Source organism: Sphingopyxis selenitireducens, assembly GCF_051550705.1.
GTDB lineage: Bacteria > Pseudomonadota > Alphaproteobacteria > Sphingomonadales > Sphingomonadaceae > Sphingopyxis.
On the sequence record NZ_JBPULG010000001.1, the window covers coordinates 441215 to 454303 of the forward strand.

Sequence of the window (13089 nt, forward strand, 5' to 3'; positions counted from 1 at the left end):
CGCGCGCCATTCAAGTGCTCAGCGTTCGTTCATCGATTCATCGAATGTTTTCGATATGGGTTTCATCAGATATCCAAGCACCGTGTTCTTGCCGGTCTTGATCTCGACCGTGGCGGTCATACCCGGCTGAATTTCGATCGCTTCGCCCACCCGGGGGCGCAGCGATCGGGCATCCGCGGTGACATTGACGCGATAAAACACCTGCTCACCGGTCGGCTTTTGTTCGCTAAGCGTGTCGGGGCTGATGTAAGTGACAAGGCCGCGCGCCGACCCATAGATTGAGGAATCATAAGCGTCGAATTTCACAGACGCATTCTGACCGACCCGCAAATAGGCGATATCCGTCGGGGACACTTTGGCTTCGATGATCAATTTGTCGCCGGTCGGCACGATCTGCAACACCTCGTCGCCCGGGCGCAGGACGGCGCCGATCGTCGTGAAGCGCACATTTTTGACGACCCCGTCGGTGGGCGCGAACATGATGGAGGCATCCAGCGCAGCCAGCCGCTGCTTCAGCGTCTGCTCGGCGACGACAAGCTCTTCTTCGGTTCGGCTATATTCGGCCTGAAGGTCCTGAAGATATTTATTCTGCCGGTTGGCAATTTGCCCCTCGATATCCGCAACCGACCGCTGAAGACGCATGATTTCGCTGCGGCTGACGTCGCCAAATTCCAGCAGCGGCATGTTCATTTCCAGTTCGCGGCGCGCGATCCCCTGCATGTTCCGCAATGTGCCGATATCCTCGGCCTGGGCCGTGCGCCGACGACTGAAGAGCTGCCTCTGGTTCGCGACGAATTCCGGGAACGCCTGAACATCGTCACTGAAGACGAGCGGGCGGTTGAATAGCTCGGCCTCGATCCGGCTCTTTATGGTGCGATAACTTGCGACCTTCGCCCGCGACTCTTCCACCGCCGCCTGAATCCGGACGGGATCGAGGACGACGAGCTTTTGCCCGCGACGAACGCGATCACCCTCGCGCACCAGGATTTCGCCGATCACACCGCCATCGGCGCTCTGGATCACCTGCACGCGTCCCGCCGGAATCACCTGTCCCATCGCGCGGCTGACCTGATCGATCTCCGCCCAGCCAGCCCAGATGAGGAGGCCGACAAGCGCGACCCCAGTCATATTGATAACCATGCTCGATCGCTGAAGAATTTTGGGAAATGGCATCCTCAACTCCCGGCCTGCGGTTGCGGAATGGCGGACGCCGCCTTCTCTCCGCGGCGCAATTTTTCGATCACCGATGCCGTGTCGCCGTCGAGGACGAGCCGGCCCCCCTGCATGACGAGCAAGCGCGACATGGCGCCGAGAAATTGCAACTTGTGCGTGACGATGATGATCGATGTCGATGGCTCGCTCGCCTTCGTCAGAAATTCCAGAACGCGCGCCTCATTTTCCTGATCGAGATTTGACGTCGGTTCGTCGAGCAGCAGAAAACGGGGCCTCAGCAGGAAGACACGGGCCAGCCCCACCATCGTGCGCTGCCCCCCCGACAATCCGCCGCCACCTTCGAATATCGGAAGATCGAGGCCTTTCGGATGCATGCGGACCAGATCGTCAAGCCCCGTCCGCGACGCGGCTTCCATCAGTTGATCGTCCGAAACGGCCGGCAGGCCCATCGTCAGATTGTCGCGCAATGTTCCCGACACCAGCCGGTAATCCTGCGGGAAATAACAAATCTCCCGCCGCAGACTGTCTTCGGCGATCTGGTCGAGTGCGACGCCGCCAAGCATCACATGCCCCTTTTGTGGCGGGACGAGGCCGGCGAGCAGCCGCAGCAAAGTCGACTTTCCGGCGCCCACCGAGCCGATAATTCCGACGCGTTCGCCCGGCCCGATTTCCAATTTGGGAATGGCGAGCCCGAAACGCGATTCTCCATGCGCGAACGCGATATTTTCCACCTTCAAAGCCGATCCAAGTGAGTCCGGCCGGATTTTTTGCCGATCGAGCGGCTGATCGCTCGGCATCGCCAGCAATTGATCGAGTGCGCGAAGCGACGCCCGGGCATAGCCCCATTGGACGACGAAACCGGGGAGCGATGCGACCAGCGGCCCGTTTATCCGGCCGCTGATGATCGTGCAGGCAATCAGCCCGCCCATCGTCATATCGCCCTGATTAACGCGGTAAGCGCCCCAAACGACGATGCCGACATAAGCGAGTTGCTGCAGGAACGAGAATGTCTGGCTGGCGAAAACCGACCAGCGCTGGACCTTCACATCATGGCTGTTCACCGCATCGATCAGATTGTTCCACGCGGCGAGCATATGCCACCCGCCCCGGTTGGCCTTGATCGTTTCCGAGGCATCGAGCGCCTCGACCAAAAGGCCGTTCTTGCGATTTCCGGTCACCTGCGTTCGGTCGGCATGCTCGCGAATCCCCTTCGAAAACAGAACGGCAAGCAAAAGCGAGAGCATGAAGATTGCCAGCGGCACGATCACGATCACGCCGCCAATCACCCCCATCACGACGAGGAAGAGCAGCGCGAACGGCAGGTCCGCCATAACGAAGACCGAAGCCGACGAAAAAATCTGGCGCACCTGCTCGAGCCCGCGCAGCTGCGCTGCCATCGTCCCGATCCCCGGCGGCCGCGCATCGAGGCGGACCGCCTGCATGCGATCGAAGAAATATTCGGAGACCTCGGCATCGATCGCCATCGCTTCACGCCCGACCATCAACGCGCGGATGACTCGCATCATGAAGTCGATGAGCAGCGCAAAGCCGATCCCCGCAGTCAACACCCAGAGCGTTGCGAAGCCCCCGCGCGGGATGACGCGGTCATAGACCTGCATCGAATAGAGCGAGGTCGCGAGCGCAAGTGCGTTGACCACCACCGTCGCAACGACCGTCTCGAACAAGACATGCTTGCGGCGCATGATGGCCGACCAGAATATGCTGCGCGCACGCGCGAAGCTCTGGCGCTCGGCCATTGCGGGGAAGCGCATTTCGACCAAAAGACTGTTCCGGTCCCACACCACCTCTTCGATACCGCCTAACGCCAGCGCCCGGATCGTCGTCCGCGTTTCCCATTGCTCGGCCAGCGCCCAGCCCGACGAGGTGAAGATCAGCATCGGGAAGGCATTGGCGCGCGGCCTTGCCCCCACCGGTTGCGGCTCCGGCCAGCCCAATGCCGCCGCCAGCCTGTCCGCAGCGTCCCGATCATCCAGGTCCAGGTCATCGGGGGCGCCCGACGCCCAGTCCGGCGCAAGGGTGACGCCGCGCCTGCGCGCGAGCGCCTCGATCAATTCCAGAAACGGCTGGCTCATTGGCTATCCGCCCGTTCGGCCGGTTGCCACTGCCCCGTCCGCATCATGAGCCGGCTCAAATAGACGAGCATATTCACTTGCGCATCCAGTGCGTCGATCTGCGCAGTCGTGCTCTCGCGCACCGCATTCATCACGTCGAGCCATGTGCGCCTGCCGCTCGTGAACTGACGCATATAGGATTCGGTGACGCGCTGCGACGCTTCGGCCGAAAAGCGTGTCGTCGTGGCCCTCGCCGAGGCCGCCTCATATTCGACATGGTCGATCACCAGAATATCGCGCAGTTCGCGCTCGGCAGTTCCGATCCTTGCCTCGCTCGACGCCTGTCGCAGGCGCGCCGCATCGGCGGCGGCGAAGCGCGAAAGCCCGCCATCCATTTGCATCCGCAGCGCGAGGCCCACCTGATGGCCGTTGAACTCGCCATAGCCATATTGGGCGTTGAGCTGTGGCAGGGTCTGCGCTTTGGCGATCCGCGCGTCGGCGTCGGCGACCTCGGCCTCGAGCCGCACGCGGCGGAGACCAGGGTCGAAGATCAGGCCCGCCGCGACGATCGCTTCGCGGTCGAGTTGCGGCAGGTCGGCGGCCTCCCGGTAGGGCGAGGTGACGATGTAGAACGGATCGCCCACAAGTTCGCGCAGGCGCTGCATGGCGGATTGCTGCTGCGCAACCGTCAGATTGATCTGCTGCGACACTTGCGCGGTGCGTGCGCGGACCAGCTCGAGATCGGATCGCGGGCTGACTTCCTGCGCCACGCGCCGTTCCATCGACTCCAGGAGACGCTGGTGCTGCTCCAGACTATTGTCGAGAATAGTTCGACGTTGCGTGGCCCGGAAAAATTCATAATAGGCGCCCGCCACCTGCAAGGTGATATCGAGTACCGCCTGTTCATATCCCGCCAGCGCCGCCTGCTCCGCCGCCCTCGCCCGGCTGATCGAACCCCTGATCCGGCCGCCGGTCCATAGTGGCTGTTCGACCGTGACCGTCGCTTGCGCTCTGTCGGTACGTTGCCCGAGGATCAGGCCCTCGACCCCAAGGCTGGGGAAACGTTGCCATCGCGACGCCCGGAGATCCGCGCCCGCAGCGCGGGCATTCGCTTCGGCCGCGATGATCGAGGGATGGTCCGATGCGGCGCGACCGGCCAATTCTTCGAGTTGCGGATCGAACCACGGCAAGCCTTCGACGCGGTTTTCCGTTGACGGAGGCGGGCCATAGACAGGCTCCGTACCGGACTGCGCAAATGCTCCCTCCGTCAGCGGGAGGGACGAGCAACAAAGCGCCGCAAGTGCGAGCGACGCGCGGCGCCGTCTTCGCGCGAACCTGCATATCTCGATTGCGCCTTCTTTCCCCGACGCCTGGCTCGTCATATTTCAGTAGCTCGCTACATGATGGGAACAAATATTCTGACGCTGTGACGGTTCCGGTCGGTTCCGATGGAGGGGGTGGGCCCGGAACCGACCGAAGGGGGATGTGCAAAAGAGCTACGCAATGACGTGGACGCCCTGTTCGATCAGGACGGTGGTGCCGTTCAGCATATATTGGTCATAGATGGTGCCGCCGATATTCTGGCTCGCACCGGCCACCCATGCCCCGTTCAGGTTGACGATATCATTCGCGTCGCCCGTCACCTGCAGAACGCCGCCGCCGGTTGCCGCCACAATGCCGGCATCGGTGATATTGAGTGTGTTGCTCTGATCGTCGAAGCCGAGATCGATGCGTTCGATATTGCTGATATTGCTGGTGGCTCCGAGCGAGAGATCGATGCCATCGAGTATCAGCGTATCGAAATCGGCATTCCCATTGATCGAAGCGAAATTCAGGCCCGAAAGGACGATGATGTCATTGCCGGCGCCGCCATTGAAGATATCGGCGCCATTGCCGTCGATCAGGATGTCATTCCCCGTCCCACCGGTGAGCACGTCATTCCCGGCACCGCCCACCAGAAGGTCGTTGCCGCTGCCCCCGTCGAGCGTGTCGTCGCCGTCATAGCCGTAAAGACGTTCGAATATTGAGCCCGCGGGCGTCGCCGTCAGATTGTCGTTGCCCGCCGTCCCTTGAACAATGTCGGGGCTGCCACTCGCGCCGAGCAGCCCCTGCAGCACGTCGGCATTTGCGAGCGTCGAGATCAGGTCGGTATCGACCGCTCCGTCCGAATCGGTCGCGGTAACCCGGAAGGTTCCGAGCACGCTGACGTCGAGGCTTGCCGGCGGCAGAAGCGAAAGCAGATTGACGCCCGATTCCAGATGTATCGTTGCGAGCAGTTGATTCACCGCGAAATTGTCGATCAACCGTCCATCGGCCGATGTGATCGTCAGTGTCGAGGTCGGCCCGACGACCCCCAATACCCCCGAAGTGTTGACGACCGAAACCTTCAATCCCAGTTCTGCGGCCAACGCACTCGACACGGCCAGTTCCGCTTCGCCGAGATTGAGGCTGACGAGTGCGGCGTAGGATACGACGACCTGTTGCAGATTCTTGTCGGGGTCGAACGCAACAATCGCCTGTTGGCTGAGGTCGATAATGTTGAGCGCGCTGAGACCGACCAGCCCGAGGAGATCAACGTCGGTGGCCTGTGCGATCGGCGCCCGATTTCCGGGTGTCACCGTTTGCGCGCGGCCATCGAACGACACAGAGGTCGATGCCGTGTCGCCGTCCTTGTCCGCGATCACGGCACCGAGCGTCGTCAAGCCATTTGACTGCGCCGCACTCGTCGCCTGATCGACCACAAGATTGCCACCGGCGAGCAGTTTCCCGATAATCTCCTGCTGTGACGCGAGCCCGCCGACAAGATTGACACCGGTCAGCTGGATTTGCTGGTCAGCGAGCGCCGCGTTGAAGCCTCCGGCGAAACCGCCGCTGGCGCTCAGCGAGATGACCGTATTCCCGCCGACAACAGCGATGTGGATATAGTTGGCAAGATTGCCCGACAGATGGCCGACAGCGCCTTCACCCTGCAGTATTCCGGCAAGATTGATGACATCTCCGCCCCCGTTTACAGGCGCACCATTGAAGTCGGTGATCACATCCAGCGCCGGCGCGCCAACAGTCCCCTGGTCGCCCGCCTCCCATATGAAGCGGTCGTTACCCGTGCCGCCGGTCAGCGTGTCGTTCCCGCGGCCGCCGACAAGGATATCATTACCGGTATTGCCATTGAGCACATCGTTGCCGAGGCCGCCGCGCAGCAGGTCGTTGCCGGCGCCCCCGCTGAGATTATCTATTCCGGCATAGCCATAGAGGCGATCGTCGGTGGCGGTGCCCGCCAGCGTGTTGGCTACACCCGTTCCCTCCGTGATCCCCGAGGGGTCGTTGGCAGGCCCGAGCAAGCTCGTTCCCAGCAAATCCCGTTCGGAATCGGATCCCACAGCGCCCAGTGTGTCGGTCGCCGTGATCGAAATATTGGGCAGCAGGTTGAGCGCCGCGAGATTGAGCCCGCCGGCTTGTTCAACATAGACCGTCGCCAGAAATTCATTCAGCCGCAGATTGTCGATCGGCTGACCATTGGCCGATGTGATCGAAAGGTTTGAGAAAGACTGTGTATTGACGCTGATCGCCAGGGGCGGAATGCCGATGGTGATCGCGAAAATATTGTTGGTCTCGACAACCGTAAGGCCGAATTCGGCGGCCATGGCGGCCGACCATGCAAGGTGGTAGCCCGCATTGATTCCAAGGCTGAGCCCCACTCCGAGCACCGCTTCCGCCCGAATTTGCACCTGCGCAATATTGTTATTGGCATCGACGGCCGTCAGCATCTGATCGCTGCCGATGCCAATCAGACCCAGCGCGTCGGCGTTGACCAGACCGAGCAGACTTGCCGACGCGTTGACATTGACCACCGGCGCCGCGGCCTGCGAGGCGGCCGTCGCGAGCGCCGCATAGCTATATTCGCCCGTCAGCATATCGACTGCGATCGTTTCGCCGGCCGTTGTGTTGATCAGCAACTGGTCACTTACGGCGTTGAAACTCCAGCTGGCGACCGTGCCGAGCGCCCCCGACCCTGTGACGGCGTCGGCGGCTGGATTATATGTGAGCGTATAGCTTCCCACGGTGATCGACTGGACATGCCCGCCGTCGGCGCCATAGCCGACGACCAGATCGCCCGAGGCCTGTCCGGGGACGCCAACGATATGATGTGCAGCCGGCTGAGCCACGGGGGCATCATCGCGGACTTCGACCGTGAGCAGGCCGTTCGAAGACGCGCCGCCATTATCGGTTGCCGTGACCGTGAAGCCCAGCGCCAGCAGATCCTGACCTGCTGCCGCATGGTCGAGCGGGCGCGCGAGGTCGAAGGTATAGGCACCCGAAGCGGCGAGCGTAAGCACCGCAACGGTCGCCCCTCCCGCGGTTCCGGTAAGCGTATAGACGCCGCCCGCGAAACTGCCCGCCCAACTGACCGGCACCCCATTGGACGTCAGCCCTGTCGGGCCGGTTACCGCGACGCTCGTCACCGTCCCGTCGATATCCGAAAGCGACATCGTGCCGGTCGCTCTTGTCGGGGCCGGCTGCCCCCCGCCCTCTAGCAATCCATCGGGCAGGCCCGACTCCGCCACGCCCGCAGTCGCATTGACGACGACCGGCGCGTCATTCACCGGGGCAACGGTCACAGCCACCGATCCCGACGCAGTGCTGCCATTGCCGTCGCTGATCGTGTAGCTGATCGTATCGCTGCCGTTGAAATTGGCATTGGGGGTGTAGGTCAGAGCACCTGTAACGGGATTGATCGTTACAACGCCATTGGTTGCCGTGGCGCCGGTGACCGTCAGCGGATCGCCATCGACGTCGCTGTCATTGGCAAGAACGTCGATCACCACGGGGACGTCTTCCGCCGTCGACGCCGTGTCGGCGGCTGCCACCGGAGCGTCATTCGACGCGGTGACGGTGAACGTCACCACGCCGGTATCCGTCAGCGCGCCATCGGTCACCGTGTATGCGAAACTGTCGGTGCCGTTGAAGTTCGCAGCGGGGGTGTAGACATAGCTGCCATTGGAGGCGATCGTGACGCTGCCGCCCTGCGCTGTCGCGAAGGTCCCTGCGACAGCCGTCAGTACATCGCCGTCGGCATCGGTGTCGTTCGCGATCAAGCTCACCACGGAGGTGAACGGCGTATCTTCGCTCACCGTCACCGCATCGTCGGCCGCGACCGGCGCATCGGCGACCGGCGAGACGGTGACTGCGACCGTTCCTGCGCTGGTGCCACCCGCCCCATCGCTCACGCTATAATTGATCGTGTCGCTGCCGTTGAAATTGGCATTGGGCGTATAAGTCAACGCGCCCGTCACCGTATCGATCGTGACGCTTCCGTTGGCCGCTGTGGCGGCGGTGACCGTCAGCGGATCACCATCGACATCGCCGTCATTCGCCAGCACGTCGATAACAACCGGCGTATCTTCGGCTGTCGATGCCGTGTCGGCGCCCGCAGTCGGTGTGTCATTGACGGCGCTCACGGTCACCGTCACCCTTCCGGTATCGGTCAAGGTGCCGTCGGTTACGGTGTAAATGAAGCTGTCGGTACCGTTGAAGTTCGCAGCGGGCGTATAGACATAGCTGCCGTCGATGGCGATCGTGACGCTGCCGCCCTGCGCCGTCGCGAAAGTGCCCGCGATCGCCGCCAACGGGTCGCCATTCGCATCGCTGTCGTTGGCAATCAGGCTGACCACCGACGTGAACGGTACGTCTTCGGTGGCGCTGACCGATTCGTCGACGGCGATCGGCGCCACCGCGCTCGACGAGACGACGACGATCGCCGTTCCGCCGGCCGTTCCGCCAGCGCCATCGTCGAGCGTGTAATTGATCGTGTCGGTGCCGTTGAAACCCGCATTCGGGGTATAGGTCAGCGCGCCCGTGACCGGGTCGATCGTGACGCTTCCGTTGGCCGCAGAGGCGGCCGTGACCGTCAACGGGTCGCCGTCGACGTCGCTGTCATTGGCCAGGACGTCGATGACCACCGGCGTATCTTCCGCCGTCACGGCTGTGTCAGCCCCGGCGAGCGGAACGTCATTGATGGCGCTCACGGTCAGCGTCACCCGGCCGGTGTCGGTCAGCGTACCATCGGTCACCGTATAGATGAAGCTGTCCGTCCCGTTGAAGTTCGTGGCGGGCGTATAGACATAGCTGCCATCGGCGGCGATCGTCACGCTGCCACCCTGAGCCGTCGCGAAAGTGCCCGCGACAGCCGACAAGGCGTCGCCGTCACCGTCAGTATCGTTCGCGATCAGGCTGACGACCGACGTGAATGGCGTGTCCTCCGCCGCTGTCACCGCATCGTCGATGGCCACGGGCGCATCGAGGACCGGCGAGACAGTGACGGCAACGCTGCCCGTACCCGTGCCACCCCCGCCATCGCTGACGGTGTAGGTGATCGTGTCGCCGCCGTTGAAATTTGCATTAGGGGTGTAGGTCAGCGCGCCGGTCACCGGATCGATCGTCACCGTCCCGTTGAGAGCGGTGGCGGCCGTGACCGTCAGCGGATCACCATCGACATCGCCGTCATTGGCCAGCACGTCGATGACCACCGGCGTATCTTCGGCTGTCGATGCCGTGTCGGCGCCCGCGGTCGGCGTGTCATTCGCCGCGGTCACGGCGAACGTCACCGTGCCGGTATCGGTCAAGGTGCCGTCGGTCACGGTATAAGTGAAGCTGTCGGTACCGTTGAAATTCGTGGCGGGCGTATAGACATAACTGCCATCGGCGGCGATCGTGACGCTGCCGCCCTGCGCCGTTGCAAAGGTGCCCGCGACTGCCGTCAGCGTGTCGCCATCTCCATCCGTATCGTTCGCGACCAGGCTTATGGTCGAGCTGAACACCGTGTCCTCGATCACCGTGGCCGTATCATCGACCGCGACCGGCGAGTCCGGAACGGGTGATACCGTCATTGCGACCGTGCCGGTGCTTATTCCCCCGCTGCCATCGCTCACCGTATAGCTGATCGTGTCGGCGCCATTGAAATTTGCATTCGGGGTGTAGGTCAGCGCGCCCGTCACGGGATCAATCGTCACCGTACCATTGGCTGCGCTTGCGGCCGTTACGGTGAGTGCAGCACCCTCGGCATCGCTGTCGTTCGTCAGCACGTCGATAACCACCGGCGTATCTTCGGCTGTCGATGCCGTGTCGGCTCCCGCGATCGGAGCGTCATTCACGGCCGTCACGGCGAATGTCACCGTGCCGGTATCGGTCAAGGTCCCATCGGTCACGGTATAAGTGAAGCTGTCGGTGCCGTTAAAGTTCGCGGCGGGCGTATAGACGTAACTGCCGTCGGCGGCGATCGCGACGCTGCCGCCCTGCGCCGTTGCAAAGGTGCCCGCGATCGCGGACAAGACGTCGCCATCGCTATCGGTGTCGTTGGCGATCAGGCTGACGGTCGAGCTGAACGGCGTATCCTCGATCACCGTCACGGCATCGTCGACCGCGACCGGCGCGTCCTCAACCGGGGACACGGTGACCGAAACTGTCCCGTCGCTTACCCCCCCATTGCCGTCGCTGACCGTGTAGGTGATGGTATCGCCGCCGTTGAAGTTCGCATTCGGCGTGTAAGTCAGCGCGCCCGTCACCGGATCGATCGTCACGCTTCCGTTGAGCGCGGTGGCGGCGGTTACGGTCAACGGGCTGCCTTCCGCATCGCTGTCATTCGCAAGGACATCAATCTCGACCGGCGTGTCTTCCGCCGTCGTGGCGGTGTCGGCGCCGGCTGTCGGAGCGTCATTGACCTCCGTCACTATAATCGTGGCCGTGCCGGTGGTTGTGCCGCCGGCACCATCGCTGACCGTATAGGAGAGCGTGTCGCTGCCGCTGAAGTTCGCGTTCGGCGTATAGGTCAGCGCGCCGGTCACCGGATCGATCGTCACGCTTCCGTTCGCCGCGGTTGCAGCCGTCACCGTCAGCGGATTGCCATCAACATCGCTGTCATTGGCGAGCACGTCGATGACAACTGGCGTATCTTCTGCCGTCGTGGCGGTATCGGGCCCAGCGGTTGGGGCGTCATTCACTGCCGTCACGGTGAATGTCACAGTGCCGGTATCGGTCAAAATGCCATCGGTGACGGTATAAGTGAAGCTGTCCGTCCCGTTGAAGTTCGCTGCCGGAGTATAGACATAGCTCCCATCGGCAGCGATTGTCACGCTGCCACCCTGCACGGTCGCAAAAGTGCCCGCGGCCGTCGTCAGCGTGTCGCCGTCGCCGTCGGTGTCGTTCGCGATCAGGCTGACGACGGATGTAAACGGCGTGTCCTCCACCACCGTCACGGCGTCATCTATAGCGATGGGCGCATCGGGGACCGGCGAGACGGTGACGGCAACGCTACCCGTACTCGTGCCACCCCCACCATCGCTCAACGTGTAGCTGATCGTGTCGGCGCCGCTGAAGTTCGCATTCGGCGTGTAAGTCAGCGCGCCCGTCGCCGGGTTGATCGTCACCGTCCCGTGGAGAGCGGTGGCGGCGGTCACGGTCAACGGGCCGCCTTCCGCATCGCTGTCATTCGCAAGGACATCAATCTCGACCGGCGTGTCTTCCGCCGTCGTGGCGGTGTCGGCGCCGGCCGTCGGCGCGTCATTGACCTCTGTCACTATAATCGTGACCGTGCCGGTGCTGGTGCCGCCGCCGCCATCGCTGACGGTGTAGGTGATCGTGTCGCCACCACTGAAATTCGCATTCGGCGTATAGGTCAGCGCGCCCGTCACCGGATCGATCGTCACCGTACCATTGGCTGCGGTCGCGGCGGTTACGGTGAGCGCAGCACCCTCGGCATCGCTGTCATTGGCGAGCACGTCGATGACCACCGGTGTATCTTCGGCTGTCGTGGCGGCATCCGGCCCAGCAGTTGGCGCATCATTGACCGCGGCCACGGTCAGCGTCACGGTGCCGACGTCGCTCCCGCCCTTCCCGTCGTTCACCGTATAGTTGAAACTGTCGGTGCCGTTGAAATTGGGGGCGGGCGTGTAGACGTAACTGCCGTCGGCGTTGATCGTGACACTGCCGCCCTGCGCTGTTGCAAATGTCCCTGCCACGACGGTCAGCGTGTCCCCATCGGCATCGGTATCATTGGCGACGAGGCGCACGGTCGAACTGAACGGCGTGTCTTCGGTGGCGCTGGCCGTATCGTCGACCGCAACGGGCGCCCTGTTGACGTTTCCTCCATTGCCGGGGCCTTCATTCTCATTGCCACCCCCGCCGCCGCCTGCGGCAACCCCGATCAAGCCGGCAAGCGCGCCCGCGCCAATAAGGATCGGGGCGATCGAATGACCTTCTTCCGCAACCAGCAACGATTCGATCGACTGCAGCGGCACCAGACCATCGTCGTCCGTACCGGTGGCGCTCCATTGCCAAAGCGCGCCGCTCTCGCGGTCCTCCAACACGAGGTCGTTGGGTATATTGCTGTCGTCATTGAAGAAATGTTCGATCGTCAGCACGTCGCCATTGTCGAACTGTATAATGAGGTTTTCGCCGTCGCGGACGACGTCCTTCACCTCTTCGCGCCGCGCAGTCATCTTCACGACCGTAGGCGACTTCAGCGTTATTCGATTTCCCGAGACAGATATCTGGCGACCCGAATTTTTATCGATCAATACATAATCGACAAGTTTCCCCTGCACCATCTCTAACCTCCCAAGATTAAACGATAATATTTGTCCTATATTTAGATCTATTGTTTTTGATATTTAGGATTAAGCGCCAAAAATACTAATAAAATGTTAATAACTTAACTAACATATGTTACATAGATAACTAACTTATGCTATGTTGAGAAAAAATTACATTTATATTCCTACGGCCTTACTCATAGATTGGCAACTACGCCCTGATACTCCGGACCCGGCAGTTAGTTGCATAGTCGCGACCG

The 13089-nt window shown here is 62.1% G+C and carries 4 protein-coding genes; all 4 read right to left on the bottom strand.

Features of this window, described 5'->3' with window-relative positions:
* Positions 1-18: 18 nt before the first annotated feature.
* Positions 19-1140 carry a beta-barrel domain-containing protein gene (locus tag ACSYDV_RS01970; protein WP_438322060.1) on the bottom strand — a complete coding sequence of 374 codons (1122 nt, stop codon included), beginning with the start codon at positions 1138-1140 and terminating at the stop codon, positions 19-21.
* A gap of 35 nt (positions 1141-1175) precedes the next feature.
* A complete protein-coding gene (locus tag ACSYDV_RS01975) occupies positions 1176-3266 on the bottom strand; it encodes an ATP-binding cassette domain-containing protein (RefSeq protein WP_438322061.1) in 2091 nt (696 codons plus the stop codon).
* Entirely contained in the window at positions 3263-4435 is a 1173-nt protein-coding gene (locus ACSYDV_RS01980; RefSeq protein ID WP_438322062.1) for a TolC family protein, read from the bottom strand. The genes ACSYDV_RS01975 and ACSYDV_RS01980 overlap by 4 nt, the downstream gene beginning before the upstream one ends.
* A 306-nt stretch (positions 4436-4741) precedes the next feature.
* Entirely contained in the window at positions 4742-12844 is an 8103-nt protein-coding gene (locus ACSYDV_RS01985) for an Ig-like domain-containing protein (RefSeq protein WP_438322063.1), read from the bottom strand.
* Positions 12845-13089: the final 245 nt, after the last annotated feature.